This is a genomic window from Ruegeria sp. BI11, assembly GCF_056538005.1.
The window spans coordinates 661,166-684,872 of record NZ_JBQFSM010000002.1 but is presented as its reverse complement, the minus strand read 5'-3'; the positions used below and the strand labels follow the sequence as shown (position 1 = coordinate 684,872).

General features: G+C 57.1%; 31 protein-coding genes. 16 read left to right on the top strand and 15 right to left on the bottom strand.

Going from position 1 to position 23,707, the window contains the following annotated elements:
• The first annotated feature begins 63 nt into the window (after positions 1 to 63).
• The gene (gene mce / locus ACR0DT_RS08265) at positions 64 to 468 is read left to right on the top strand and encodes a methylmalonyl-CoA epimerase (RefSeq protein WP_480710250.1); all 405 of its coding nucleotides are present in this window, start codon (positions 64 to 66) and stop codon (positions 466 to 468) included.
• Positions 469 to 484: 16 nt separating this feature from the next.
• On the top strand, positions 485 to 760 hold the full coding sequence (locus ACR0DT_RS08260) for a DUF1467 family protein (RefSeq protein WP_480710249.1): 276 nt from the start codon (positions 485 to 487) through the stop codon (positions 758 to 760).
• Positions 761 to 763: 3 nt separating this feature from the next.
• On the opposite strand, the gene ACR0DT_RS08255 is transcribed toward ACR0DT_RS08260, so the two are convergent.
• Positions 764 to 1,459: an EI24 domain-containing protein gene (locus ACR0DT_RS08255; RefSeq protein WP_480710286.1), complete on the bottom strand. Its 696-nt coding sequence runs from the start codon at positions 1,457 to 1,459 to the stop codon at positions 764 to 766.
• Positions 1,459 to 2,037: a nitroreductase family protein gene (locus tag ACR0DT_RS08250; protein WP_480710248.1), complete on the bottom strand. Its 579-nt coding sequence runs from the start codon at positions 2,035 to 2,037 to the stop codon at positions 1,459 to 1,461. Before ACR0DT_RS08250 ends, ACR0DT_RS08255 begins: the two co-directional genes overlap by 1 nt.
• A 138-nt stretch (positions 2,038 to 2,175) precedes the next feature.
• Here ACR0DT_RS08250 and ACR0DT_RS08245 point away from each other — a divergent pair, with 138 nt between their 5' ends.
• Complete coding sequence (locus ACR0DT_RS08245; RefSeq protein WP_480710247.1) at positions 2,176 to 2,451, top strand: DUF167 domain-containing protein; 276 nt, start codon at positions 2,176 to 2,178, stop codon at positions 2,449 to 2,451.
• Here ACR0DT_RS08245 and ACR0DT_RS08240 read toward each other — a convergent pair.
• Positions 2,439 to 2,687: a hypothetical protein gene (locus ACR0DT_RS08240; RefSeq protein ID WP_480710246.1), complete on the bottom strand. Its 249-nt coding sequence runs from the start codon at positions 2,685 to 2,687 to the stop codon at positions 2,439 to 2,441. The two genes, ACR0DT_RS08245 and ACR0DT_RS08240, sit on opposite strands and share 13 nt — an antisense overlap.
• 122 nt (positions 2,688 to 2,809) lie before the next feature.
• Between ACR0DT_RS08240 and ACR0DT_RS08235 the strand changes: the two genes are divergently transcribed.
• The 5 genes from ACR0DT_RS08235 (at position 2,810) to ACR0DT_RS08215 (ending at position 4,748) form a co-directional block, all read left to right on the top strand.
• Positions 2,810 to 3,517, top strand: a complete 708-nt coding sequence (locus ACR0DT_RS08235) for a M48 family metallopeptidase (RefSeq protein WP_480710245.1) — start codon at positions 2,810 to 2,812, stop codon at positions 3,515 to 3,517.
• The gene (locus ACR0DT_RS08230) at positions 3,514 to 3,882 is read left to right on the top strand and encodes a YigZ family protein (RefSeq protein WP_480710244.1); all 369 of its coding nucleotides are present in this window, start codon (positions 3,514 to 3,516) and stop codon (positions 3,880 to 3,882) included. The genes ACR0DT_RS08235 and ACR0DT_RS08230 overlap by 4 nt, the downstream gene beginning before the upstream one ends.
• Before the next feature lie 69 nt (positions 3,883 to 3,951).
• The gene (locus ACR0DT_RS08225) at positions 3,952 to 4,203 is read left to right on the top strand and encodes a DUF6455 family protein (protein WP_480710243.1); all 252 of its coding nucleotides are present in this window, start codon (positions 3,952 to 3,954) and stop codon (positions 4,201 to 4,203) included.
• Positions 4,204 to 4,218: 15 nt separating this feature from the next.
• Positions 4,219 to 4,488 (top strand): DUF6455 family protein, encoded by a 270-nt coding sequence (locus ACR0DT_RS08220; RefSeq protein ID WP_480710242.1) that lies wholly within the window; start codon positions 4,219 to 4,221, stop codon positions 4,486 to 4,488.
• Entirely contained in the window at positions 4,488 to 4,748 is a 261-nt protein-coding gene (locus ACR0DT_RS08215) for a DUF6455 family protein (RefSeq protein ID WP_480710241.1), read from the top strand. Before ACR0DT_RS08220 ends, ACR0DT_RS08215 begins: the two co-directional genes overlap by 1 nt.
• On the opposite strand, the gene ACR0DT_RS08210 is transcribed toward ACR0DT_RS08215, so the two are convergent.
• On the bottom strand, positions 4,749 to 4,991 hold the full coding sequence (locus ACR0DT_RS08210) for a CDGSH iron-sulfur domain-containing protein (RefSeq protein WP_480710240.1): 243 nt from the start codon (positions 4,989 to 4,991) through the stop codon (positions 4,749 to 4,751).
• 229 nt (positions 4,992 to 5,220) lie between these two features.
• Here ACR0DT_RS08210 and ACR0DT_RS08205 point away from each other — a divergent pair, with 229 nt between their 5' ends.
• Positions 5,221 to 5,409 (top strand): hypothetical protein, encoded by a 189-nt coding sequence (locus tag ACR0DT_RS08205; protein WP_170347886.1) that lies wholly within the window; start codon positions 5,221 to 5,223, stop codon positions 5,407 to 5,409.
• Between the two features lie 133 nt (positions 5,410 to 5,542).
• Complete coding sequence (locus tag ACR0DT_RS08200) at positions 5,543 to 5,899, top strand: diacylglycerol kinase (protein ID WP_480710239.1); 357 nt, start codon at positions 5,543 to 5,545, stop codon at positions 5,897 to 5,899.
• 5 nt (positions 5,900 to 5,904) lie between these two features.
• Here ACR0DT_RS08200 and ACR0DT_RS08195 read toward each other — a convergent pair whose 3' ends face one another.
• A complete protein-coding gene (locus tag ACR0DT_RS08195; RefSeq protein WP_480710238.1) occupies positions 5,905 to 6,303 on the bottom strand; it encodes a hypothetical protein in 399 nt (132 codons plus the stop codon).
• 104 nt (positions 6,304 to 6,407) lie between these two features.
• Positions 6,408 to 7,796 carry a 30S ribosomal protein S12 methylthiotransferase RimO gene (gene rimO / locus ACR0DT_RS08190; protein ID WP_480710237.1) on the bottom strand — a complete coding sequence of 463 codons (1,389 nt, stop codon included), beginning with the start codon at positions 7,794 to 7,796 and terminating at the stop codon, positions 6,408 to 6,410.
• 96 nt (positions 7,797 to 7,892) lie between these two features.
• Between rimO and ACR0DT_RS08185 the strand changes: the two genes are divergently transcribed.
• Entirely contained in the window at positions 7,893 to 9,887 is a 1,995-nt protein-coding gene (locus ACR0DT_RS08185) for an AsmA family protein (protein WP_480710236.1), read from the top strand.
• 33 nt (positions 9,888 to 9,920) lie between these two features.
• Here ACR0DT_RS08185 and ACR0DT_RS08180 read toward each other — a convergent pair whose 3' ends face one another.
• The 4 genes from ACR0DT_RS08180 to ACR0DT_RS08165 are packed head-to-tail and all read right to left on the bottom strand — an operon-like array spanning position 9,921 to position 14,482.
• Positions 9,921 to 11,417: a phosphomannomutase/phosphoglucomutase gene (locus tag ACR0DT_RS08180; protein WP_480710235.1), complete on the bottom strand. Its 1,497-nt coding sequence runs from the start codon at positions 11,415 to 11,417 to the stop codon at positions 9,921 to 9,923.
• Positions 11,418 to 11,431: 14 nt separating this feature from the next.
• The gene (gene kdsA, locus ACR0DT_RS08175; protein WP_480710234.1) at positions 11,432 to 12,265 is read right to left on the bottom strand and encodes a 3-deoxy-8-phosphooctulonate synthase; all 834 of its coding nucleotides are present in this window, start codon (positions 12,263 to 12,265) and stop codon (positions 11,432 to 11,434) included.
• Positions 12,266 to 12,270: 5 nt separating this feature from the next.
• A complete protein-coding gene (locus ACR0DT_RS08170) occupies positions 12,271 to 13,845 on the bottom strand; it encodes a KpsE/RkpR family capsule polysaccharide export protein (RefSeq protein WP_480710233.1) in 1,575 nt (524 codons plus the stop codon).
• Positions 13,823 to 14,482 (bottom strand): ABC transporter ATP-binding protein, encoded by a 660-nt coding sequence (locus tag ACR0DT_RS08165; protein ID WP_480710232.1) that lies wholly within the window; start codon positions 14,480 to 14,482, stop codon positions 13,823 to 13,825. Before ACR0DT_RS08165 ends, ACR0DT_RS08170 begins: the two co-directional genes overlap by 23 nt.
• Positions 14,483 to 14,715: 233 nt before the next feature.
• On the opposite strand from ACR0DT_RS08165, the gene ACR0DT_RS08160 reads away from it, so the two are divergent.
• Both ACR0DT_RS08160 and ACR0DT_RS08155 read left to right on the top strand, forming a co-directional pair.
• Positions 14,716 to 15,303: a uracil-DNA glycosylase family protein gene (locus ACR0DT_RS08160; protein ID WP_480710231.1), complete on the top strand. Its 588-nt coding sequence runs from the start codon at positions 14,716 to 14,718 to the stop codon at positions 15,301 to 15,303.
• The gene (locus ACR0DT_RS08155; protein ID WP_480710230.1) at positions 15,296 to 16,084 is read left to right on the top strand and encodes an SseB family protein; all 789 of its coding nucleotides are present in this window, start codon (positions 15,296 to 15,298) and stop codon (positions 16,082 to 16,084) included. The genes ACR0DT_RS08160 and ACR0DT_RS08155 overlap by 8 nt, the downstream gene beginning before the upstream one ends.
• A 46-nt stretch (positions 16,085 to 16,130) precedes the next feature.
• Here ACR0DT_RS08155 and yghU read toward each other — a convergent pair whose 3' ends face one another.
• Entirely contained in the window at positions 16,131 to 17,009 is an 879-nt protein-coding gene (gene yghU, locus ACR0DT_RS08150; protein WP_480710229.1) for a glutathione-dependent disulfide-bond oxidoreductase, read from the bottom strand.
• Between the two features lie 230 nt (positions 17,010 to 17,239).
• Between yghU and ACR0DT_RS08145 the strand changes: the two genes are divergently transcribed.
• The gene (locus ACR0DT_RS08145) at positions 17,240 to 17,758 is read left to right on the top strand and encodes a YHS domain-containing (seleno)protein (protein WP_480710228.1); all 519 of its coding nucleotides are present in this window, start codon (positions 17,240 to 17,242) and stop codon (positions 17,756 to 17,758) included.
• A gap of 52 nt (positions 17,759 to 17,810) precedes the next feature.
• Here ACR0DT_RS08145 and ACR0DT_RS08140 read toward each other — a convergent pair whose 3' ends face one another.
• Positions 17,811 to 18,458 (bottom strand): DnaJ domain-containing protein, encoded by a 648-nt coding sequence (locus ACR0DT_RS08140; protein ID WP_480710227.1) that lies wholly within the window; start codon positions 18,456 to 18,458, stop codon positions 17,811 to 17,813.
• A 205-nt stretch (positions 18,459 to 18,663) separates the two neighbouring features.
• Positions 18,664 to 19,530, bottom strand: coding sequence for a methylenetetrahydrofolate reductase [NAD(P)H] (metF, locus tag ACR0DT_RS08135; RefSeq protein WP_480710226.1), 867 nt, complete (start codon positions 19,528 to 19,530; stop codon positions 18,664 to 18,666).
• A 94-nt stretch (positions 19,531 to 19,624) separates the two neighbouring features.
• On the opposite strand from metF, the gene ACR0DT_RS08130 reads away from it, so the two are divergent.
• Positions 19,625 to 20,530, top strand: a complete 906-nt coding sequence (locus ACR0DT_RS08130) for a LysR family transcriptional regulator (RefSeq protein ID WP_480710225.1) — start codon at positions 19,625 to 19,627, stop codon at positions 20,528 to 20,530.
• A gap of 96 nt (positions 20,531 to 20,626) precedes the next feature.
• Positions 20,627 to 21,412, top strand: coding sequence for an inositol monophosphatase family protein (locus tag ACR0DT_RS08125; RefSeq protein WP_480710224.1), 786 nt, complete (start codon positions 20,627 to 20,629; stop codon positions 21,410 to 21,412).
• Positions 21,413 to 21,481: 69 nt separating this feature from the next.
• On the opposite strand, the gene bhcD is transcribed toward ACR0DT_RS08125, so the two are convergent.
• Entirely contained in the window at positions 21,482 to 22,447 is a 966-nt protein-coding gene (gene bhcD / locus ACR0DT_RS08120) for an iminosuccinate reductase BhcD (protein ID WP_480710223.1), read from the bottom strand.
• Between the two features lie 86 nt (positions 22,448 to 22,533).
• Positions 22,534 to 23,697 carry a 3-hydroxy-D-aspartate aldolase BhcC gene (gene bhcC, locus ACR0DT_RS08115; protein WP_480710222.1) on the bottom strand — a complete coding sequence of 388 codons (1,164 nt, stop codon included), beginning with the start codon at positions 23,695 to 23,697 and terminating at the stop codon, positions 22,534 to 22,536.
• Positions 23,698 to 23,707 lie beyond the last annotated feature (10 nt).

The window sequence follows — 23,707 nt, the reverse complement described above, 5'->3', positions numbered from 1 at the left end:
CGCACTTGTTCTTTGCGCCAACAGCCCTCATAACCGCCGCAACGCAGAACAGAGGAGAGTTCAATGATCGGTCGTCTCAATCACGTTGCCATCGCCGTACCGGATCTTGAGGCCGCGTCCGCGCAGTACCGCACTGCGCTGGGTGCCAAGGTTGGCGCACCGCAGGACGAGCCCGATCACGGCGTGACTGTCGTGTTCATCGAACTGCCCAACACCAAGATCGAACTGCTGTACCCGCTGGGCGACAATAGCCCGATCAACGGCTTTCTGGAAAAGAACCCCTCGGGCGGTATCCATCATGTTTGCTATGAAGTCGAGGACATCATCGCCGCACGCGATCATCTGAAGGAAACCGGCGCCCGTGTTTTGGGTTCGGGTGAGCCAAAGGTCGGTGCCCATGGTAAACCGGTGCTTTTTTTGCATCCGAAGGACTTTAACGGCTGCCTGGTCGAACTAGAACAGGTCTAACTCGAGCGAGGCTGTCATGACGATTACCGCTGCACTGGTTCTGTTCGCCGTCATCTGGTTCATGACGCTGTTAGTTGTGTTGCCCATTCGTATCAAAACACAGGGCGATTTGGGTGATATCGTTCCGGGCACCCATGCGGGCGCGCCGGAAGTGCATCACATGAAGAAAAAGATGTGGATCACCACCGGTGTTTCGGTGGTGCTCTGGGCCATTATTGCCGGGATCATCATCTCAGGAGTAATTTCTGTTCGCGATTTCGATTGGCTGAATCAGCTCGAGCCGCGGGACTGAGCGTCAGGACGTGAGCCCTGACAGCTTGTGATAGATGTGGGTGAATGTGGCTGCCCCAAGGATTGGGATCACCAGGTTCACCAGCGGCACCGACAGGGGAATGGCCATCAAGGTACCGGCCAACCAGATAGCGGGGGTATGCTTGGCGCGCAGTTTGCGCGCGCCTTCCCGCCCAACCCGCCGCATCGCGGCCAATGTGAAATATTCCCGTCCCAGCAGGAACCCGTTCATTGCCCAGAAGATGAAGGGAGCCAGCGGCGTGAAGATCGCATAAAGGATCAGCGCTAGCAGGTTAGCCACAACCAGCACGCCCATGAAACTTGCCGCGTCCCTTATGCTGTCGCTGAACGGGATGCCTGGAACGGCGGGCAGGGTAGAGTAGTGTTTATCCTCGACCGCTTGCGCGACCTCTTCCAGAAACAGGGAAGTAATAGCCGAGGCCACCGGCACCATCAGGAACACCGGCAGAATCAGCACCACGAAGATGCCGGAATAGTTCAGCACATCGTTGAGCCACGGGACTGCGCCGATCCAAGGCAGCGAAATCTCATCCCCCGACAGCCTGTTGATCAGCCAGATTGCACCGGCGCAGGCCGCGATCAACAACACGATCGTCAGACCAACGCCGCGCAGGAGGACTGCGCGGAACTTGGGATCGCCGATCTGACCGAGTGCTGCAAAGAACGCGTTGAAGATCATCATTCCTCGACCCATTCGGTCAGGGCTGCAACGTCAGGGCGGGGGCGTTCCGGCGGGGCATTGCCTTCGGTAGCGATGTGGATCAGACCTGCGACGCGCTCGTTTTCCTGTAGGCCAAAGGCCTGACGGCAAAATTCGGGGTCATGGGTTTGCCAGCCCGACAGCCAGTTTGCCCCCCAACCCGCCGCCAGGGCCGCATTCAACAACCCCAGACAGACAGCACCAGCGGAATAGGTCTGCTCTATCGCCGGAATTTTCTCTGACGGTTTCTGCACCTCGATCACCGCAACGGCGAGATGACCCATGTCAAACTGGCTTTGGGCCTTTGCTATATCGTCAGGCGTCTTGCCCAAGGCAACACCACAGTTCTTCGTCAGCGCGGACAAGCGTGGCATTGCGCCTTTCTCGAGCACGATAAACCGCCAGGGTTCCAGCTTGCCGTGATCGGGGCTACGGGCGGCGGCGGTCAAAAGGGGCAACAGCTCAACCCGTGAGGGCGCCGGAGCAATCAGGGTTTTGGCGGGACGAGACCGGCGCGATTGCAGAAATTCCAGGGCAGCCGGATTTTTTAAGGACATATGTTAACTTCCTTTACATGAGCATTCTGTATCTGGTTGAGTATCTGGCGCGTTTCAAGTGCAATCAGCTGGACATGCCGGATCAATTTCATTCCCCGGTTCCCCGTGCAAGGGTGTTTACAGGCAAGAGGTAAAATGATGGCCAAGCCAAAACTGCGCGACATACCTGATCTAAGCGCCCATGCCTCACCCGGTGCGACGATTCCGGTCAGGGTCACGCCGAAAGCCGCAAAGGACAGCATCGCGGTGGAACAGGGCACAATCCGTATTACGGTGACCGCGCCACCTGAAAACGGCGAGGCTAATGAAGCGGTGCGCAGGATACTGGCCACGGCCATGCAGGTTGCCCCCTCGGCGCTGATCCTAAAACAGGGGCAGACCGCGCGGAACAAGCTGTTTGTCTATGCGCCTTGACTGGATCTTTCGTGGATTTGATACACCCCTTCGGGCAAATCCAGCGCAGCCGCCAGATCGCGGACCTGTTCGGGCGACAGCGTTATTTTCTGTATCTGGTCCGTGCGGGGGTCCAGCTGCTCAAGCGTCACACATTCGGCGAAGCTGTTGATGACGACATCCTCTTGCAAAGGCTTGGGGCCTTCGTCCACCAGAGTAATGACTGTCGAGTCGAATTCATGCTCAATCGAAAACATATATGCAGAGTGCAGGGCGCGCGGCGGCAATGCAACCCGTTCCCGCGCATTCCGGCGGTGGCAGTCCCGCCAAGCTCGCGCTATGGTTTTCCAAACGGGGTCGCCGTTTTAAAGGAAAATGAATGCGCCGTCTGAACTATTTGCTGTTTCCTCTGCTATTGACGGCCTGCAGTGCCGGTGTCCTGCGCGTGCAACCGGCAACGGAATGGTCGCTGGATTCGGATGAGTTTCAGGTCGACGCTGCCGCGTTTCGGGATATCAGCCGTAGAGTCGGTGACGAAGCCCGCAGGGAATGTCTGCGCCAGGCCAAGGTCGACAATTGCGATTTCACGATTCTGGTTGACCTAAATCCGCGCGCTCCAGCCAATGCATTCCAAACCCTGGATGAAGATGATCAGCCTGTGATCATCTTTACACGCTCGATGATTCAATCAGCGCAGAACACTGACGAACTGGCCTTTGTCATGGGGCATGAGGCGGCTCATCACGTCTTGGGGCACATCGCGCGGCAGTCACAAAACGCGCAAGAAAGCGCGGCGATTTTCAACGAGTTGGGCAAACTGCACGGCGAGAACGGAGAAGACCTGGAACGTACGCAGAAACTTGGAGCCGAGGTCGGCGTGCAAGTGAACATAAAAGCGTTCGAGCTTGAGGCGGACCAACTGGGTACGATCATCACCCACAATGCGGGATACAACCCTTTGATCGGTGCCAAATACTTTGACCGAATTCCTGATCCGGGGGATCAGTTTCTTGGTACTCACCCGCCAAATGCCGACCGAGTTCAGATCGTTTTTGAAACCGCTAGACAGTTGGGTCTGACGCAATGACTTCTCTGACACAGTTGGGCGTGATCCTGACAGATCGGGGGTCGAAATATGCGGTGTCGGGCGCAACCGTCAGCACACGGGCTGACGTTGATGCGGTCTTGCAGCAGCTCAAGTCGGACAAGGCTTATGCCAAGGCGACGCACAATACTTGGGCGGCCATGTTGCCGACCGGAGCGCTAAAGGCAGATGACGGGGAAAGTGGTGCAGGCATGGTGATCCTGCGGATGCTTGAACGCGCTGGTTTGGACAGCCATGTGGTGATCGTCACCCGCTGGTACGGCGGCAAAAAGCTGGGCGGAGATCGTTTCCGACGGGTGCAGGACGCCACCCGGGCCTATCTGGATCATATCGGCGTGGGGCCTTGACCTGAATCAAAGGCCCAAGCGTCGGGCTGGGATATCCTGTTCTGGACGTGCGACAGGAAAGGACCTTTCATGCCCGACCGTGAAGTGCTGAAACACCATGCCGGTCTTGTGGATCGGATGGCCACCAAACTCGGCGTGGATTTGCAACAATCCGCGATTGACGGAGATGTTTCGATTGACCAGTTGTCCGAGGCTGTACTGAGGTGCACCGGCTGCGCAAATCCCAGTCATTGTCAAAACTTTCTAGGGCAACCCACCCAAGTAAACCAAACGCCGGAATATTGTCGCAATCAGGGCTTGCTCCGTAAATTGCTGCCTTAACAGGCGGAACGCACCATGCAGCAACTCGGTGAGATCATGACCCATCTTCGACTGGTTCTGCGTATGGGGCAGGCAACCGGAACGGACATGGCTGCGGCGCGCAGACAAGGTCACCTAACGCAGCAGGATTGGGCCGAGATAGTTCAACATTGCCGGGGGTGTGGTTGGGCCAGCCAATGCCCGGACTGGCTGGACCGTCAGGAGGCCGAGGCGGACGCTCCGCAGATTTGCAGGAACCGGCAACGGTTTGCCATGTTGAAAACAAGATTAAAGCAGGAAATCTGATGGCACGGAATGTTCTGGGGGACGTCGAAAAACACTTTTGGCTGACCCGTTCAGTGGCGCGGTGCATGAATATCTCGTTAACCGAGGCCATGGCCGAGGGGCGGTTGTCACCGGATCTCTATGCCGAATTGGTGACACGCTGCCGGGCATCGCAATGTAGCGGCCAATGCACCAACTGGCTATCCGAACAACAGTCCGAAGCCCTCGCAGCCCCCGAATTCTGCGCCAACGCTGATTTGTTGAATGGGTTGAAAACCTGATTACAACTTGGAATGCGACCCGTCACAAAGCGGCGGATTCGCGCTGTGTTTGCAGCCACAGAAAAAGACCTTCTTGGTGCTGTCCGCAGTGTACTTGACCGGTTCAAACCCCGTGTCCTTGTGTGAACCATCGCAAAACGGCTGTCGTTTGGATCGGCCGCATGCGCACCAAAAATAACTCTTCCCTTCGGTTACCTCGACCGGGAAGGGGCCTTTTTGCGCGATGGTGGGGCTGTCTGACATGTGGCTACTCCGTCTTTGGCTGATGTCACCCTAACAGTGTAGACCAATACGTGAAATACGGTAGCTAATGCTCATAAATCCGCTGTTTCTGAGGGGGTTACCGGCATTGTTTCGCCTCCCCTCACAAACGCGTGATCGAATTCGTTGCAAAAATGCCATTCAGGTCGTATTGTGACACCGGCCCCGGATTCTTGGGCAATATCAGGAAATTAATAGAGGAATGACGGACATGAAACTCAAATTTGCTGCCGTTGGTGCATTTGCCCTTGTTTTGGCTGCTTGCTCGCAGCAGGAAGAACCGGCGCCGGTTTATATCACGCCCGAATATGACAAGTTCGGCACACCTAGCTGCCCGGCAGGGACCGAGCTGGCCACTACTGAAGCGGGCCAGACCGTCTGTAACCCAGTCGCTCAATAAGGATTTCGCGGGCGGTCTGTATAAAAGGCCGCTTGCACATTCCCGCCAAATGAACCGCCCCAAGGGGCGGTTTTTTCTTGCCCGAAGCACATCATTGCGGTTTCAGTTCTGTACATCGAAAAGTTGCAGGTTGATGAGAAATTTCTTTACCCGTCTAAAAGACCGCACCCGCTGGAGTTGGCAAGGGTTGGCCGCAACTTGGCGCGAAGAGTATTCCTTCCGTGCGTGGGTTTGGGCAAATCTGTTCTCGGGCATCCTGGCCATCTGGTTGCCGATCGGTGACGGGGTACGTGCCCTGATCTTGGTACTAGGTTTGCTTGTGTTGGTGGCTGAGCTGTTCAACACAGCGATTGAGCGTGCTGTCGATCACACCTCAACCGATCACAACAAGCTAGCGGGGCAGGCCAAGGATGCCGCCAGTGCAGCCGTTGCGTTGACGGCTGTGGCTGCGGGTGTGGCTTGGATTATCGGCCTCCTGAGCCTGCTCTGACTCAATCAATATCTGCGTCGCGAGTAGCCGTAGTGGTATCCCCGATTCTGAATGCCATAACGTCTTGGAAGATAGTAGGGCGAGGCGTGTTTGTTATTGAAACCAAATCCTGAGTGACGGCGTTGTTTGACCGGTGGGGCATAGTGCACCTTGGGTTTGGTTTTGTGGAGAAACACTTTCGGCTTGGCTTGATCGGAGTGATTACTGGTCGGATGATAGACCTTGGGCGCACCATAATATCGCTGCACGTGGTGCTTGCTGCGAAGATGCAGGCTCAGCGGTTTCGACCCGATGATAATGAACCCGCCCGAGCGGACGTTGTCGGCGACGGCAGGCATCGCAAAGAGCTGGGCGGCAAGGATCACCGTTATGCATTTCAGGCCAAGAGGGCGCGGACAGGGCATTGAACACTCCTTCCATAGAGGCTGAATGTCCTGTCATAATCCATCAGCCCGGCGCAAAACGCCAATAAACTTGCCTCACGCTTTCCCCAACTGGGGTGACCGGATCAGGTCAGTTTGCCCCACAGATCGTATTCTCCGGCCTCATCAACCTCGACCGAAACGATGTCGCCGGGGTTAAGGGTTTCAAACCCTTCGTCGATAAACAGGTTTCCGTCGATCTCGGGCGCGTCGGATTTGGTGCGGCAAGTGGCGGCCTCGTCATCGACTTCGTCCACGATCACGTCGATGGTATGACCGACCTTGGCGGCCAGCTTGGCCTCGGAAATCGCCTGCGCCTTTTCCATGAACCGTTCCCAGCGTTCTTGCTTGATCTCAGCCGGAACATGGTCGGGCAGGTCATTCGACCGGGCTCCGTCCACGTTTTCATACTGGAAACACCCTACACGATCCAACTGCGCCTCATCCATCCAATCCAACAACGTCTGGAATTCAGCCTCGGTCTCACCGGGATAGCCGACGATAAAGGTCGAGCGGAGGGTGATGTCCGGGCAGGTAGCGCGCCACGCGGCAATCTCGTCCAGCGTTTTGGCCGCTGCCGCCGGGCGGGCCATGCGTTTCAGAACATCCGGGTGGGCGTGCTGAAAGGGAATATCCAGATAAGGCAGGATGTTGCACCCAGCATCGGCCATCAACGGAATCAACTCGCGCACATGCGGGTAAGGGTAGACGTAGTGCAACCGGACCCAGGCATCTAACTGCCCCAGCTCTCGCGCGAGATCGGTAATGTGCGTACGCACCTCGCGGTCTTTCCACGGGTTCACGTCGTATTTCCGGTCCAGCCCATAAGCCGAGGTGTCCTGAGAAATCACCAGCAATTCACGCACGCCGTTGTCAACCAGCTTTTCGGCTTCGCGCAGCACTGCGTGGGCAGGGCGGCTGGCCAGTTTGCCGCGCATGTCGGGGATGATGCAGAATTTGCACTTGTGGTTACAGCCCTCGGAAATCTTGAGATAGCTGTAATGGCGTGGTGTTAGTTGCACGCTGGCGGCGGGAAGCAAATCAACAAAGGGATCAGGATCAGGCGGAACCGCCGAATGTACCGCATCCAGAACCTGTTCGTACTGATGCGGCCCGGTCACTGCCATGATGCGCGGATGGTGTTCGCGGATATAGTCAGGTTCAGCCCCCAGACACCCGGTCACAATAACCTTGCCGTTTTCCACCAAAGCCTCGCCAATGGCGTCCAAGGATTCAGCTTTGGCGCTGTCGAGGAATCCGCAAGTATTCACAATCACGGCATCGGCCCCGGAATAATCCGGCGAAATACCGTATCCTTCGGCCCTGAGGCGGGTCAGAATCCGCTCGCTATCGACAAGCGCCTTGGGGCAACCCAGCGACACCATACCAATGGTGGGCTGGTTCGAACGTGGCGTCTCGGGCATCCGGGCGGCGGGCGCCAGGTCGGGGCGGAGGTTTGGCGGGTTCGTGGTCATGGCGCGGCATATAGTGGGGAAAGCTTCCCCTTGCAAATGCGGGCTGGGCTTTGAATGATCTTTTCAACGCATGCCAAATAAGGGGAGAGCAGAAAAATGAAGTGGCTGTTGCGCATACTCTTCCTATTCGTGGCCGCATTTGGGCTGGTCATCGGTGCTTTGTTGCTGATGCCTGGTGATAAACTAGCGGCGATTTTGGCAGAACAGGTCAAAAGCGAAACGGGGCGCGACCTGACGTTGTCGGGGGATGTGAACCTGTCGTTCTGGCCGGTTCTGGGGATGGAGACCGGTCCGGTTACCTTTGGCAATGCAACTTGGGCAGGGTCCGAACCGATGCTGAGCGCCGAAAGACTTGCCGTAGGTGTAGATGCTTCGGCGCTGCTGAACGGAGATTTACGGATACGGCGGGTTATTGCGGACAATCCGGTGCTGCGGCTTGAGCTGTCGGATGGGCGCGGAAATTGGGAGTTAAGCGCCCCTGCCGCCCCTGCTAACCCACAGGCGACGACCAGCGGTGGTGCCAGTGCGCCATCCGCGTCCTCACCACAAGGCGCGGTGACGTTGGATCGATTGGAATTGACCAATGCGCGGCTGGTCTATGTCGAAGATGGCGCCACAAAGTTCAATTTCTCGAACGTTGATCTGTCGGCCAGTTGGCCGGGACCGACCTCACCTATGGTGATGGAGGCGCAGATGGCGGTGCCAGGTGGCCACGTGAAAGTGGACCTCAAAATACCGGATCTGCCGGCCTATGCATCGGGCGCCGTGACGCCATTGAAACTTGCCCTGATCGCGCCGGGCGGCGAGGTTGGGTTCGATGGCCGCGTCAATCTAGCTGGTGAGATGGACGGTGCGCTTGCAGTCAAAACTACGAATACCGAGAAAATGCTGGCGGCTTTTGGGCAAGCCGGTGTCGGGGTGCCCTTGGGGCTGGGGCGTAATGCCGACGTGTCGGGGCAGATGACCTATACCAGCGAGGGCCGAATCTCATTGCGCAACATGGTGGCCCAATTGGACCACAATCGCTTTACAGGCGAGACGGATATCGAAATTGCGGACCCACCGAAAATCACGGCGCGGCTCAAGAGTGGGGATATTGACCTGTCGCGATACAACGATGCGCCCGCAGCTACCGAGGCTCGCGCAGGGGCAAAGTCAACGGGTGGATCGGGGGCAGCGTCGACGCCCGACAGCGGATGGTCCACGGACCCGATTGATGCCTCGGCCCTGTCACTGGCCAATGGGGAAGTACGCCTGACGGCCTCGTCCATCGCCCTGCCCGACATAGAATTGGGGCCCAGCGACCTGACGCTCAGTTTGGACCGGTCCCGCGCGGTGCTTGGGATGAATCCGGCCACCTTGTTTTCGGGCCAGGTGAATGGGCAGATGGTTGCAAACAACCGGAATGGTCTGTCGGTAGGCGGTAACCTGAAGGCGCAAAACATCGATGTTCAACAAGCCTTGACCGCGATGGCTGGGATTGAACGCCTGACAGGAACAGGTTCAGGGGATTTCGAGTTTCTGGGCGTTGGTCAAACTGAAGACCAGATCATGCGATCGCTGAGCGGTAAGGGTAGTGTGAGCGTCGGTAAGGGCGTGATTGCGGGCTTTGATCTGGATCGCTTGATGGGGCGTGGCAAGGGGTCGGGTGGGACAACGGTGTATAATAGCCTGACGGCTAGTTTTGCCATGGATCAGGGCGTGCTGACCAACAACGATCTGCTCATGTCGCTGGACAATTTTCGCGCTGACGGGACAGGGCGGGTCAATATTGGCGCGCGCACGATCGACTACCTGTTTACACCTACCGCGCTGCGGGCCAACTCTGGGCAAGGTATCTCGGTGCCGGTACGGATTGTCGGACCGTGGAGCAACCCTTCGATCAAACCTGACCTTAGCAAGGTGATTGAGGCCGCCGCCGAAGGTCAGCTCAAAGACATTGAGAAAGACGCCAAGCAAAAGGTTCTGGACAAGGTCGGGGATGAGTTGGGCACCGCAGTCACCGACAGCGAAAGCGTCGAGGATGCCCTGAGGAACAAGCTGGAAGAAGAAGCAAAGAAGGGCTTGCTGAAGCTTTTGGGCGGAGATTGAAAGTTGAGGCGCCAATGGCGCCCCGATCCCGGATCAGATGGTCTGGTCGTAATCGCCAACGCCGGGTTCAGTCCGGATGACGGCATCGATGTCGGCGAAGATGGCGCGCATTTCGTCTTCGCTTTGGCTGCTTTCACAAACCACAACCAGGTTCGGCGTGTTCGAAGAAGCCCGCACCAGACCCCAGCTGCCATTGTCCAGAATGACCCGGGCGCCGTTGACAGTAACAACCTCTTTGATGGCGCGGCCAGCCAAGGTTTCACCCGCATCGGCCTTGGCAACCAGCTTGTCCACCAGGCGGTTGAGGATGTCATATTTCTCGGTATCAGCGGCATAAGGTGACATGGTCGGTGTCGACCAGGTTTTGGGCAGCGCCTTGCGCAGATCCGACATGCTATTATCCGGGTTGCGATCCATCAGTTTGCAGATCTCAACCGCGACCCGCATACCGCAGTCATATCCGCGCCCGATCGGCTCGGCCAGGAAGTAGTGGCCCGATTTCTCGAACCCGGCCAGAGCGTTGATTTCTTTAACTCGGCGCTTCATGTGACTGTGGCCGGTTTTCCAGTAATCTACTTTGACGCCATGGGCCTGCAACTCGGGGTCGCTAGCGAACAGGCCGGTTGATTTCACATCCGCCACAAAGGTCGCGTTGGGGTACAACTTGGCCAGATCGCGGGCCATGATCACCCCCACCTTGTCGGCGAAAATCTCTTCCCCCTCGTCATCGACAACACCGCAGCGGTCGCCGTCACCATCAAATCCCAGCGCCATGTCGGCACCGCTGGATTTTACGGTGTCTGCCATGTCGTGCAACATCTCCATGGCTTCGGGATTGGGGTTGTAGTTGGGGAAAGTGTAGTCCAGCCGGTTGTGGCTGGGTACGACCTCGACCCCCATTCGTTCGAAAATTTCGGGGGCAAAGGCCGAAGCTGTGCCGTTGCCCGTCGCACAAACGACTTTCAATGGCCGGGACATTTTGAAGTCACCAACCAGGTCGTCGATATAAGCCTCTTTCACACCGTCCACGAACTCATACGAACCACCTTCGTGTGGGACGCCCGTGCCATTTAGAACGATGTCGCGCAATTCTGACATCTCGTCCGGGCCGTGGGTGAGGGGGCGTTCAAAGCCCATCTTTACGCCAGTCCAGCCGTTCGGGTTGTGGCTGGCGGTAACCATGGCCACGGCGGGAACATCCAGATGGAACTGTGCGAAATAGGCCATCGGGCTTAGCGCCGGGCCGATATCCTTAACCTGAATTCCGGCCTGCATCAGGCCCAAGATTAGGGCATTCTTAATCGCCAGAGAATAGTCGCGATAGTCGTTTCCAACCGCGATCACAGGCGCGATCCCGCGCTTTCGCATCTGAGTGCCCAGACCCAGCCCCAGCGCTGTCATACCCGGCAGGTTGATCTCTTCGGGGTATTTCCAGCGGGCGTCGTATTCGCGAAACCCAGTGGGTTTGATCATCGGGTCACGCAGAAAACTCCAAGTGTTCGGAGTCACCTCGGGGATGGGTTTGGTCATTCTATCGCTCTTGGTTAAATCTGAATTGGATTGGCTTTGGCCAATGCATCAAAGCGCATCAATGTGTCAATCAATTGAGGCATTTGATCCAGATAGATCATGTTCGGACCATCGCAGGGCGCGTTGTCCGGATCCTGATGCGTTTCCATGAACACAGCGCCGGTACCAACGGCCACCGCGGCCCGTGCCATGACCGGTGCGAACTCTCTTTGACCGCCAGACGAACCACCCTGTCCACCGGGTTGCTGCACCGAATGGGTGGCGTCCATCACCACCGGGTAGCCGGTCTGGGCCATTTGCGGCAGCGACCGCATGTCAGCAACCAGCGTGTTGTATCCAAACGACGAGCCGCGTTCCGTCAGCAGGATGTTTTTGTTCCCGGTGCTTTCGATCTTGGCGACGATGTTGGGCATTTCCCACGGGGCGAGGAACTGGCCCTTCTTGACGTTGATCACGGCACCGGTGTTTCCCGCTGCCAGCAACATATCCGTCTGACGGCACAGGAAGGCCGGAATTTGAAGAACGTCCACAGCGTCAGCGGCAATGGCGCACTGGGCCTCGGAATGAACGTCAGTCAGGACCGGAATGCCCATCGTCTTACGGATGTCGTCCAGAACTTTCAGTCCGGCATCAATCCCCATGCCGCGTGCACCCGACAGAGAGGTGCGGTTCGCCTTATCGTACGATGCCTTAAAGACGTACTGCGCACCGGCGGCGTCGCAGGCCTCTTTCATTTTGCCGGCGATCATCTGGGCGTGATCGGCCGTTTCAAGCTGGCAGGGGCCGGCAATGATCGTCAGAGGCAGATCATTACCGACCGTGAGATCGGAGATTTTTACATGTTTCATGTGTCTTACGAGGATACCTGTTCACGAAGGACCGACGCGGTAAGCGAGATCATCAGGTAGATACCAGCAAACAACAGGAAAGCCAAAATCGTATTTTCGAACTTGCGCGGATAGCTGGGTTCCTCGCTGGCGACGGGGTTCACCGAAACCGTTAGGTAACGCACTTTGCGGTTGGCCTCGGTCCGGGTGGTTTCCATCTGTTCCATTGCGGTTTGCAGCATCATATCGCGCGCGACGAGGTCGGCCTGCGCCATCTGGATGCGCACACTTAACCGCGCCAGCGAGTTTTCGCCTGCTGATGCGTCCAACATCTCGGCATTCAGTTCTGCCAACACGGCCTCGAGTCTTTGAATGTCCGCGCGGACACCATCCACCTTGGCTTCGTTCGGGCGCAGGTTGTCCAAAAGTGCGGCCAGTTGCAGTTCCTTCTCCTGCAACTCGATTTCGATCGCGTTGATCCGCCCCCGCAGACCAGCAAGCACGTTTTCGGGATCCAGGACCGCCCCCTGCAACTGCAACTCGATCAGTTCTTCCTGAGCTTTCCGGCGTTCGTTCTGAGCCAGTTCAAAACCGGCTCGGGCGTCGCGCATTTGGTCTTCGCGCTTCAATTCAGTCAAACCGTTGATGGTTTCTTCGGCATAGGACAGCAAAAGAGTGGAAAGTTCGACCGAAATTTCGGGGCTTGGTGCGGCAACTTCCATGCGGATGATGCCGTCACTGGGGTCATACCCAATGGTGATCATCCGCCGGAACAACTTATAGGTATCTTCAAGGGATGCGTCCTGAGGCAGACGTTGGATCGGATCTATCCACTCCTGCTTGAAGATTGCCGAGAAATCAGTGTCATTCTCAAGTCGAACCAGCGCGTCTTTTGATTCCAGAAATTCCTGAGTGGCGACGGAATCTTGCGCGGTGGCAAATTGCGTTCCCGTAAACAGTCCGCCTATGGAGCCACCACCACCATCTGCCTGCAAGATCGAAAAAGCAGAATCGCTGGCGTACATCGGTGTTGCGAACCGGTAGAAATAAGTGCCCACAATCAGGGTCGGTAGCAAAACGAAGGCAGCAAGACGTGCAAACAACGCAAACAGCTTGCGTTTGCGGCGGCGAGCGATGTCCTTTTGAATTTCACCGATTTCAAGATTTCGCCGTTCTGCCGGGCTCAATTCGGGGCCGGGCAGACCTTGGGAGGAATCCGAGATGGTCTGGGGCAACTGAATCCTGATCTTGTCCTTCGCGGGGCTGTCCGCCTTATCCTTCTCGGCCGCCAAGTCCAGCAGATTGGTGCGTTCGAACGGATCGATGCCCTTCTCACGCAGCAGCCGCACCGCGTCGTAATCTGACGTGGCTGCTAGGCCGTTTTTTTGCGCGAGACGTCGCGCTATGCGCAATTGCCGACCGGTTAGTCCTTCGCGCTTGATCGCCTCAATATCAGTTGAGGGAGAAGGGTCATTCGCCGCCTCAACCGTTTCCGTTGCTTTTCTGATACGCGAGATCGCGTCGGCCCTGGCGTCCGCGGAATCCGCGCCCTGACGATTGCGGCGCCAGCGGTATTTTTTAGCCTTGGGTTTGGTAGTCATATAGCTGTCTTGCCTCTTCCAAGGTGTCGAACATGTAAAGCTGACCGTCCAATAGAACGGCGGCCTGCTGCGCAAATTTCTCAAGTACGTCGGGACTGTGGGAAACGATCACCAATGTCGTCGTCCGCAGACGTTCTCGCAGGATGTCACCTGCTTTTCGGTTGAATTCAACATCCGTGGATGAGGGCATGCCCTCATCAATCAGGTACATGTCAAAATCCAGCGCCAGCATCAGGGCAAAGGTAAAACGCGCCCGCATGCCGGTGGAATAGGTCCCGATTGGCTGGTTGAAATATTCACCCAGATTGCAAAGCCAGCTGCAGTACGCTTCGATGTAATCCGGATCCATTCCATAGATTTTGGCGATGTAGCGGGCGTTTTCCAAGGCTGACAGTTTTTTGACCACGCCGCCAGAAAATCCCATGGGGAACGAGATGCGGCAGGACTTGCGGATCGCACCCTCGTCCGGTTTTTCCAGCCCGGCCATCATGTTGATCAGTGTCGTCTTTCCGGTGCCATTGGGGGCAAGAATGCCAATCGACCGGCCTAGTTCGATCCGGAACGAGACCCGATCCAGGATTACCTTGCGGCGGGTCCCGGTCCAAAAGGACTTACTGACATTTTCAAACTCAAGCATTCACGGCCTGCTGCTCTGGCGTTTGTATTGCGCGCTACTCAGGTTGATTAACCAGCGGCTAATTTGTTGGTCTAGTTTGGCTACATTATGTCGAATTATGAAACAAATGATCAATGCGTACCAATGCTCCCCTGTTGGGATTGTGACTTTTGCACCGGTTGGCCTTGAACCGCCCGTTGACTATCTTTCCCATCGACCGTCAACCAGTTTGATGCAGGAAGTCTTGCGATCTGATGAATTCGTTACAGAAAGAGATTCAGGCCTGTCGCATTTGTGCGGACAAATTTCAGGCTACGTTTACCGCGCATGAACCGCGCCCGGTGGTTTGGTTCAGGTCTGGAGCGCCGTTGTTGATCGCAGGTCAAGCTCCGGGCGCGCGGGTCCATGCCTCGGGGCGTCCGTTCACCGACCCTTCTGGTGATCGGCTGCGCGACTGGTTGGGTATCGATGAGACCGTGTTCTACGACCGCCGCCGCGTGGCAATTGTCCCGATGGCCTTTTGCTTTCCCGGCTATAACGAACGCAAGGCCGATTTGCCGCCGCCGCCTATCTGTGGCCAGACATGGCATGACAGGGTGATGGATGAGTTGGGAGAGGTGCCGCTGACGGTTCTGGTCGGGGGACATGCGCATAAATATCACCTTGGTTTGCGCTCCGCCGTGACCGAAACCGTGCGCAACTGGCGAGACCATGCGCCGCGTGTCTTTCCCTTGCCTCATCCGTCCTGGCGGAATACGGCATGGCTGAAGAAAAACCCGTGGTTCGAAGCCGAACTGCTCCCGGTTCTGCGCGCGCGGGTGCAAGAGGTTCTGAATGACTGAAACCACAGCTCTGGATGCCGCCCATGCCGCGATGGAGGCCAGCCCGCAAGATGACGCGGCGCGCCTGCGGTTCTTTGAACGCCTTGCAGATTCCGAATTGTTTTTACTGCTGGCCGAAGAGGCGCGGGACGAAAATATCTCGCCGGAATTGTTCGACGTCGCCGATGGACGCTTTGTACTGGTCTTTGACCGCCATGACCGTTTGGCCCAATTCGCCGAGCGCCTTGTGCCCTATGTGGCGTTGTCGGGGCGGGTGCTGTCCTCGATGCTGGCGGGGCAGGGGATCGGGCTGGGCCTTAACCTTGAGGTCGCGCCGTCGTCGATGCTGATCCCGGCCGAGGCATTGGGTTGGCTGGCCTCCACATTGGAACATGCGCCGGAAGAGGTGCAGCAACGCTTGGCCGAGTTTCTGCCGCCAAAGGGCTTGCCGGATGATCTGTTGAAGGCGCTGGATGCGAAATTGGCCACGGCCGTCGGACTAGCCGAAGCCGCGTTTCTGGTCGGGACTAAAACGGAAGAGGGCGGTTCGGGGCATCTTTTGGGCTTTGTTGGTGCGGTCGAGGGGGCTGAACCAGCTCTGGCCAAAGCCGCGTCCGAGGCGCTGACATTTTCCGGGGTCGAGGCAGGCGCTATGGATGTTGGCTTCTTTGGCCCGCATGATCCAGCGTCGGCTGCGCTGGCGCGGGTCGGGTTGCGATTCGACCTTCCACAGCCCGAGGCGCGGATCTTCGAACAGGTTACGCCGGGCAGCGATCCGGACAAGCCACCGATTCTGAAATAAGTGGTCTGGGTAACCCCGCGATCCAACGAACCGCGGGGCACGGCAATTATTCTGCGGCCGCTTCCAGCTTGTCTTGTGTGCGGGTCTCAAAGTCGCTGGCGTCGTGACGTTCGTGCAGCTGGGTGTGCGGCTCACCGAACGAGCGGTTGACCATGCGACCGCGCTGAACGGCGGGGCGCGCGTCAATCGCCTTGGCCCAACGCATCACGTTCTTATAGGATTCGACGTCCAGAAACTCTCCTGCGCTGTAAAGGCGGCCCAAAACCAACTGGCCATACCACGGCCAGATCGCGATGTCGGCAATGGTATAGTCTTCGCCCGCGACATAGGTGTTTTCAGCCAGTTGCCGATCCAGCACGTCCAACTGCCGTTTGGCCTCCATCGCGAAACGGTTGATCGGATATTCCCATTTCTCGGGCGCGTAGGCGTAGAAATGGCCAAAGCCGCCGCCCAGATACGGCGCGCTGCCCATCTGCCAAAACACCCAGTTCATGACCTCGGTCCGGTCCTGGCCCGATTTCGGCAGGAAAGCGTCGAATTTTTCAGCCAGATGGAACAGGATCGAGGCGCTTTCAAACACGCGCACCGGCTCATCACCCGAACGATCCCACAGAGCAGGGATTTTTGAGTTCGGATTGGCGCCTACAAAACCCGAGCTGAACTGGTCACCCTCGCCGATATTAACCAGCCAGGCATTGTATTCGGCACCTTGATGACCCAGCGCCAGCAGCTCTTCCAGCATCACGGTGACTTTAACGCCGTTCGGGGTGGCGAGAGAATAAAGCTGCAGCGGGTGTTTTCCGACCGGCAGGTCCTTGTCGTGGGTGGCCCCGGCAATGGGGCGGTTGATATTGGCGAATGTGCCGCCGCTTTCGCTGTCCCATGTCCAGACTGCGGGTGGCGTATATGGGGATTGCTCGCTCATCTGTTATCTTTCTCAGCAAAGTTCGGGTGAATTTGTGTCCGCCCCAACAGGTAATGTTGCAAAGCCCCGAGTCCAACCCCGGAAGTTGGGGCAGTTTTGTAACAAACGGGATTGAACCTCTCACGTTTTTTCATTCGAGGTCACAGCGGCGCGAGCAGGCCTGCCCATCGGGGCGAAAATATCTATTCTCTCATCAATCGCCCAACTCCGAGGACAAAAGGATTGACCACATGAAAAGCTTTGCCCTGACTTTCGCAGCAGCTATGACCCTTGCCATGCCGGCATTCGCCGGTGATCAATACGTTGATGGCACCGGATACGCCGTCTCAGGCTATGACGTTGTTGCCTATCGCAGCTTGGATCAGGTGCCAGTTGGTCAGACCCAGCCCGAAGCCGTTCGCGGCCGGTCCGACATCACTGCGGACTATAACGGAGCGACCTGGGCGTTCTCGACGGAAGAGAACCGCGACAAGTTCCTGGAAAACCCAGCCTATTACGCCCCGGCTTATGATGGACACTGTGCATACGGCGTGTCGAAAGGTGGCAAGGTTCCGGCAAACCCGAACCTGTGGCGGATTGTTGATGACCAATTGTATCTGAACATCACCGATGTTGTTGTTGGCTTCTGGGAAGAGGATGTTCCCGGCAACATCAATCTGGCCGAAGGCAACTGGCCGGGGATCGAAGCCGATGGCGCATCGAGCAGCGTTATTCCGAAATTCACCTCGGAAGGGCCGATCGCAAACTAAGCTACCATTCGCCTAAGTCAAACCCGGCCGACCCCAGGCCGGGTTTTCCACGTCAACTCGCCAGCCAGAAATCATCCCGCATCTGCTGATCCGCATCAAACTTGATGCGAACACTCTTGGCACCAGGGAACTTTCGTTCTGTGATCGTATCGGGAACTACGACTTCACCGGCACCAGAGTCATTGGATTGAAAACTCAGCACTTCGGTTTCCGTTCGCCGGGCCGAGGCCAGAACCGAAGTCGGCAGTGCCACCCGATTGGATCCCTCGCAAACTGGCGTCGGGACAAAGTAAGTTAAGTGGCGACCATAGAACCCAACGGCCTCGGGCACATGGTCCGCTTCGATCGTGTTCTGCGACTCCGGGTCTGTGCCATCCGGGCTATGCGCCAAAGCCGTGTTCAGCAACACGCGGCAAGCATCAATATCGGCGCTTTCCAGTTCAATGACACGTTTACGCAGCTTTGGCCGTCTCGGCACACCTGTGGTCCGCCCTTTGGCAGTTAACCCTTCGCGACGTAGAAAGTCATAAGCCTCTTTGGCGCGGGCGAAATGGGTGCAGTCACCATTTCTGTGGTCTGGATGCGCATGAAATGCGATGTGGCGCCAAGCGTCCCGGATTTCGTCAGATCCGGCGCTTTGGTCCAATCCCAGAGCCTCAAGCGCGTCAGCGCGTGCATTTATCTTTTCAACAGGCTCCATACCCAATTTACTCTTTAAACAAACACTACAGATTCAGTTTGAGTGGCTTCACGAATTTGTCAAACTTTATCAAAAATTTATCGCTATTTGAGGGACAGTCCACAAGGGGTTGCTCTATTGTCCACGCCCGGATTTAGCCCGAGATCAAGTAAAAAAGCCCGGAGCCTTGCCAAGGTCCGGGCTAAGTTACCAATCAGGGATCAAATCAAGCGACGTTCTGCAATTCGGCCTTTGGTGTAATACCCAGTGCAAAACACACGTCGCGCGTCAGTTCAGGCCGATTCAGGGTATAGAAATGCAGCTTGTCCACGCCTTCGTCGATCAGGTCCGAACACAATTCGGTGCACAATGCGGTGGCCAGCAGATCCTCACGATCATCTCGAATCGCCTTTTCAAAGGCGTTTTCAATCCAGTCGGGGACATGCGCGCCGCAGCGGCGGGCAAAGTTGCGGGCACCTTTCCAGTTCTCGATAGGCAGGATGCCGGGCACGATCGGCTTGTTGATCCCGGCCTTTTCGCAGGCATCGCGGAAACGCAGAAAGGTCTCGGCCTCGAAAAAGAACTGCGTCAGGGCTTCGTCCGCACCGGCATCCAGCTTGGCCTTGAGCCAGTCGATGTCAGCTGAAAAGTCCTGCGCTTCTGGATGTTTGTCGGGATAGGCACCGACGCGGATGCTGAACATCTCGGTTTCGGCCAGGGCTTCGATCAACTCGACCGAGTTTGCGAACCCTTCCGGATGCGGTTCGAACCGGTCCTGACCTTTGGGTGGATCACCCCGCAGGGCGACAATGTCCTGAACCCCGGCGCGCGCGAACGTATCGGCGATCTCCAGCGTTTCCTGGCGCGAGGCGTCGACGCAGGTCAGGTGCGCCGCTACTTGCAGGCCGGATGATTTGTGCAGGGTGGCCACGGCATCGCGGGTCAATTCGCGGGTGGTGCCGCCTGCACCATAGGTGACTGAAACAAAGCGCGGCTCAAGTGGGGCCAACGTTTGAACTGTATCCCACAGGCGGAATGAGGCCTCGAGCGTTTGCGGAGGGAAAAACTCGAATGAAATCTCTGGTGTCGTCATGTCTGCCTCACAGGTCCTATCTGTGGTCCTTGTGCCAGTTTACGGATTGTGAGACAAACTCATATTACTCAAGAACAACATGAGTCACGTAACAATGCACATCGAATTCCGGCACCTGCGAACGATTAAGGCCATCCATGAATGCGGCGGCTTGGCCCGCGCGGCGGATCAGCTCAACATCACCCAATCCGCGCTGAGCCATCAGATTAAAGGGCTCGAGGATCAGGCCGGGGTTGAACTGTTCCTGCGTCGGTCCAAGCCGATGAAGCTGTCTGCGGCGGGGCTGCGTCTGTTGCGTCTGGCGGAACAGATTTTGCCGCAAATCGAGGCGACACAACAAGAATTTTCCTCACTGCGCGATGGGCGAGCAGGGCGAATGCATATCGCAATAGAATGCCACGCCTGTTTTGAATGGCTATTCCCAGTACTGGAATCTTTCCGCAAATCTTGGGGCGATGTGGACGTCGATATCCGCCCAGGTTTGGCCTTTGACGCTTTGCCTGCCTTGCAGAAAGAAGAGGTCGATCTGGTCGTGTCGTCCGACCCCGAGGACTTGCCCGGCATCGAATTCATCGAACTGTTCGACTATGACGCCGTCTTTGTCGCGTCGTCCGCGCACCCCCTGGCACAGAAAGAGTTCATCGAAGCCGAGGATTTCCGGGGGCAAACTCTTATTACGTATCCAGTTGAACGCACGCGATTGGATGTGTTCAGCCAGTTGCTGATCCCGGCCCGTGTCGAACCGGCTGCGATCCGACAGGTGGAGTTGACGGCGGTGATCCTCTTGTTGGTGGCCTCGAACCGGGGCGTTGCGGCGTTGCCCGACTGGGTCGTGCGCGAGGTAAAGTACAATTCGGACTATGTCACCCGCCCGCTGACCGAAGACGGAATTACCCGCACCTTGTACGCGGCCGTGCGCACTGAGGACCTTGAAAAACCTTATGTGCAGGAGCTGATCGAACTGGCAGGCACCGAGGCGCGCAAGCTGCAGGAGCAATAGGCATAAAACGCGGGTCTGCTATGCGCATCATTCCTCTTGGCAAGGGCGCGTTGCACCAGTATACGCGCGGTTTGACCGGACAGGAGCCTTTGGACAATGGTTGGCAGTGCAAACCTCAACATCATGATCAAAGCCGCGCGTAAGGCGGGGCGTTCTTTGGTCAAGGATTTTCGTGAAGTCGAGAACCTTCAGGTGTCGATGAAAGGCGCGGGTGACTTTGTTTCCAAAGCCGATATTGCCGCCGAGGCAATCCTGAAAGAAGAACTGCTGGGCGCGCGCCCGACCTATGGCTGGCTGGCTGAAGAGGGCGGCGCGATTGACGGCGAAGATCCAACCCGCCGCTGGATCGTTGACCCGTTGGACGGCACCACCAACTTCCTGCATGGCCTGCCGCACTGGGCGGTTTCGATCGCGCTGGAGCACAAGGGCAAGATCGTGGCGGGTGTGATCTACGACGCCGCCAAGGACGAGATGTTCTTTGCCGAAAAGGGCGAGGGCGCGTGGATGAACGACACCCGTATCCGTGTGTCGGGCCGTCACCGCATGATCGAGTCCATCTTTTCCACAGGTCTGCCCTTTGGAGGCCGCTCGGACCTGCCTGCCACGCTGCAGGATCTGGCCCGCTTGATGCCTGCCTGCGCCGGTGTGCGCCGCTGGGGCGCAGCGGCGCTGGACATGGCCTATGTGGCCGCAGGTCGCTACGAAGGGTTTTGGGAGCGTCGCCTTAACGCATGGGATGTGGCCGCTGGGATCATCATCGTGAAAGAGGCCGGTGGCTTTGTCCAAGCCCTGAACCCAGAAGGCAGCGTGCTGGAGGATGGTGAGGTGATCTGCGCCAATGAGCCGATCTTTGATCAGTTCGCCAAGGTGATCCGGGGCTGACGCCTTAGCCCTGCGAGCTATCGCAAAGTAATTATCGCGCGCCCGACAATCGGGCGCGCGTTTTTTTGTTCAGAAGTCGACTTCGATGGCGATGCCTTGTTTGACGGCAAGATCAACAACGGCGCTGGCAACCGCCAGATCCTGAAGCCCGACGCCTGTCCCATCGAACAGCGTCACTTCGGTATCCGATGTACGGCCCGCATGGGTGCCGTTGATGACCGCGCCAATCTGGTGAATGTCAGCTTCGGCTTTGTCGCCCGCAGCCACGGCATGCTGGCTTTCACCCAAAGTGATCGCCTGCGCGACCTCATCGGTAAAGACACTGGCGCGCACGACCAGATCCGCACCCACTTCTTGCTTGCCGACCGTATCTGTCCCCATGCAGGCCACGTGTGTCCCGTCAGAAACGTGTTCGGACAGCAATGTCGGCTCAAAGGACGAAGTGATGGTGACGATCACGTCAGCCTCGGTCAGGCCCGGCAGCTCAACCGCTTCAAAGGGCAGTCCGGCTTCGTTTGCAACTTTTTCGATGTTAGGCAGCATCTCGGGGTGCAGGTTCCAGCCGATGACTTTTTCAAAGTCACGCTGTTCCAGCGCCGCGCGCAGCTGGAATGTGGCCTGATGGCCAGCACCCACCATACCGATTACCTTGGCGTCCTTACGGGCCAAGTGGTTAATCGATACCGAAGAAGCTGCAGCGGTGCGCAGCGCGGTCAGCAGATTGCCCCCAACGATGGCCTTCACGCGCCCGGTATCGGGATCAAACAGAAACACGGTTGATTGGTGATTAATCAACCCATGAGTTTCCAGATTGTTCGGCCAATATCCCCCGGCCTTTAGGCCCAGCGTCATTCCGGCGCGATCGAACCCGCCTTTAAAGCCATACAGGGCATCGGCGTGACCGATGGCTTCGCGCACCACCGGAAAGTTATATGCATCCCCAGAGGCCATCGCAGCAAATACCTGCTCGACGGCACTGTAACTTTCTTTTCGACCCAGCAGAGCGCCGATTTCCTTTTCGGGAACGATGATCATCGTTTGTGCCTTTCTTTGATATTTTTGGGTCACAAGCAAAACGGGGCGGGTCGAAACACCGCCCCGTCAGTCAGCAAATGGGCTTACTAGTAAGCTTTTCCGCGGGCCGAGACCGGCCAAAGGGCTTCGACCTTGCCGTTGCGTACACCAACATACCAGTCATGGACATTGGCGGTGGGATCGCAGTGACCCGGTACAAGACGGAGTTTGTCGTTTACTTTCAGCGCACCATTCGGGTCAGATATCACGCCGTGTTCGTCCGAGCACTTGATGTACTCGACATCATCGCGCCCGTAGACAAAGGGCAGACCACTATCAATCGATTGCGCCTTGAGGCCCGCATCGACGATGGCTTTGTCAGCCTTTGCATGACTCATCACGCTTGTCAGGATGAAGAACGAGTTTTCCCATTCACCCTGATCGATCCGATTGCCTTGCTCGTCGAGGATACGACCGTAGTCCGCATCCATGAATGCGTAGGACCCGCACTGCAGTTCGTTGTAAACGCCCGAGTTGGATTCGAACTGATACGATCCGGTGCCACCGCCCGACACCAGTTCGGGTTCGATCCCGACGGATTTCAAACCCTTGACGGCGTTGTCGACCATTTCGATGGCGACATCCAGCTTGGCCTTACGGTCTTCGTAATTGTCCATGTGTTGCATGGCACCCTGATAGGCCTGAATGCCCTTGAACTTCAGGTTGTCCGCTGCCTCGACCGCTTGAGCAATCGCAACGACATCCTGCGTGGTTGTGACACCACAGCGTCCCGCACCGCAGTCGATCTCGACAAAGACGCTGAGTTCCGTGCCATGCCTGACGGCCGCAGCTGAAAGATCTGCAACATTGTCGATATCGTCAACGCAGACGATGATATGCGAGCCCAGCTTGGGCAGACGAGCCAGCCGATCGATCTTCGCCGGGTCGCGTACCTGGTTAGAGACCAGAACATCCTTGATGCCGCCGCGTACAAATACTTCGGCCTCGGACACCTTCTGACAGCAGACGCCAACAGAACCGCCCAGCTTTTCCTGCAGCTTGGCGACATCGACCGATTTGTGCATCTTGCCGTGGACGCGGTGGCGCATGCCATGATCCTTGGCATAGTCGCCCATTTTCTTGATGTTCCGCTCCAGCGCGTCCAGATCAAGGATCAGGCAGGGGGTCTGAATCTCAGACTCGTCCATGCCAATAGCGGCAGGGATGTCATAGCCGACTTCGAAATCGTCCAAATTCACGGGTTTATTCATTTTTACTCCT

Bases quoted from the DNA above. Each gene is read 5' to 3' on its own strand.
- mce (WP_480710250.1), top strand. From the start codon at position 64: ATGATCGGTCGTCTCAATCACGTTGCCATCGCCGTACCGGATCTTGAG.
- ACR0DT_RS08260 (WP_480710249.1), top strand. From the start codon at position 485: ATGACGATTACCGCTGCACTGGTTCTGTTCGCCGTCATCTGGTTCATG.
- ACR0DT_RS08255 (WP_480710286.1), bottom strand. From the start codon at position 1,459: ATGATCTTCAACGCGTTCTTTGCAGCACTCGGTCAGATCGGCGATCCC.
- ACR0DT_RS08250 (WP_480710248.1), bottom strand. From the start codon at position 2,037: ATGTCCTTAAAAAATCCGGCTGCCCTGGAATTTCTGCAATCGCGCCGG.
- ACR0DT_RS08245 (WP_480710247.1), top strand. From the start codon at position 2,176: ATGGCCAAGCCAAAACTGCGCGACATACCTGATCTAAGCGCCCATGCC.
- ACR0DT_RS08240 (WP_480710246.1), bottom strand. From the start codon at position 2,687: ATGTTTTCGATTGAGCATGAATTCGACTCGACAGTCATTACTCTGGTG.
- ACR0DT_RS08235 (WP_480710245.1), top strand. From the start codon at position 2,810: ATGCGCCGTCTGAACTATTTGCTGTTTCCTCTGCTATTGACGGCCTGC.
- ACR0DT_RS08230 (WP_480710244.1), top strand. From the start codon at position 3,514: ATGACTTCTCTGACACAGTTGGGCGTGATCCTGACAGATCGGGGGTCG.
- ACR0DT_RS08225 (WP_480710243.1), top strand. From the start codon at position 3,952: ATGCCCGACCGTGAAGTGCTGAAACACCATGCCGGTCTTGTGGATCGG.
- ACR0DT_RS08220 (WP_480710242.1), top strand. From the start codon at position 4,219: ATGCAGCAACTCGGTGAGATCATGACCCATCTTCGACTGGTTCTGCGT.
- ACR0DT_RS08215 (WP_480710241.1), top strand. From the start codon at position 4,488: ATGGCACGGAATGTTCTGGGGGACGTCGAAAAACACTTTTGGCTGACC.
- ACR0DT_RS08210 (WP_480710240.1), bottom strand. From the start codon at position 4,991: ATGTCAGACAGCCCCACCATCGCGCAAAAAGGCCCCTTCCCGGTCGAG.
- ACR0DT_RS08205 (WP_170347886.1), top strand. From the start codon at position 5,221: ATGAAACTCAAATTTGCTGCCGTTGGTGCATTTGCCCTTGTTTTGGCT.
- ACR0DT_RS08200 (WP_480710239.1), top strand. From the start codon at position 5,543: ATGAGAAATTTCTTTACCCGTCTAAAAGACCGCACCCGCTGGAGTTGG.
- ACR0DT_RS08195 (WP_480710238.1), bottom strand. From the start codon at position 6,303: ATGCCCTGTCCGCGCCCTCTTGGCCTGAAATGCATAACGGTGATCCTT.
- rimO (WP_480710237.1), bottom strand. From the start codon at position 7,796: ATGACCACGAACCCGCCAAACCTCCGCCCCGACCTGGCGCCCGCCGCC.
- ACR0DT_RS08185 (WP_480710236.1), top strand. From the start codon at position 7,893: ATGAAGTGGCTGTTGCGCATACTCTTCCTATTCGTGGCCGCATTTGGG.
- ACR0DT_RS08180 (WP_480710235.1), bottom strand. From the start codon at position 11,417: ATGACCAAACCCATCCCCGAGGTGACTCCGAACACTTGGAGTTTTCTG.
- kdsA (WP_480710234.1), bottom strand. From the start codon at position 12,265: ATGAAACATGTAAAAATCTCCGATCTCACGGTCGGTAATGATCTGCCT.
- ACR0DT_RS08170 (WP_480710233.1), bottom strand. From the start codon at position 13,845: ATGACTACCAAACCCAAGGCTAAAAAATACCGCTGGCGCCGCAATCGT.
- ACR0DT_RS08165 (WP_480710232.1), bottom strand. From the start codon at position 14,482: ATGCTTGAGTTTGAAAATGTCAGTAAGTCCTTTTGGACCGGGACCCGC.
- ACR0DT_RS08160 (WP_480710231.1), top strand. From the start codon at position 14,716: ATGAATTCGTTACAGAAAGAGATTCAGGCCTGTCGCATTTGTGCGGAC.
- ACR0DT_RS08155 (WP_480710230.1), top strand. From the start codon at position 15,296: ATGACTGAAACCACAGCTCTGGATGCCGCCCATGCCGCGATGGAGGCC.
- yghU (WP_480710229.1), bottom strand. From the start codon at position 17,009: ATGAGCGAGCAATCCCCATATACGCCACCCGCAGTCTGGACATGGGAC.
- ACR0DT_RS08145 (WP_480710228.1), top strand. From the start codon at position 17,240: ATGAAAAGCTTTGCCCTGACTTTCGCAGCAGCTATGACCCTTGCCATG.
- ACR0DT_RS08140 (WP_480710227.1), bottom strand. From the start codon at position 18,458: ATGGAGCCTGTTGAAAAGATAAATGCACGCGCTGACGCGCTTGAGGCT.
- metF (WP_480710226.1), bottom strand. From the start codon at position 19,530: ATGACGACACCAGAGATTTCATTCGAGTTTTTCCCTCCGCAAACGCTC.
- ACR0DT_RS08130 (WP_480710225.1), top strand. From the start codon at position 19,625: ATGCACATCGAATTCCGGCACCTGCGAACGATTAAGGCCATCCATGAA.
- ACR0DT_RS08125 (WP_480710224.1), top strand. From the start codon at position 20,627: ATGGTTGGCAGTGCAAACCTCAACATCATGATCAAAGCCGCGCGTAAG.
- bhcD (WP_480710223.1), bottom strand. From the start codon at position 22,447: ATGATCATCGTTCCCGAAAAGGAAATCGGCGCTCTGCTGGGTCGAAAA.
- bhcC (WP_480710222.1), bottom strand. From the start codon at position 23,697: ATGAATAAACCCGTGAATTTGGACGATTTCGAAGTCGGCTATGACATC.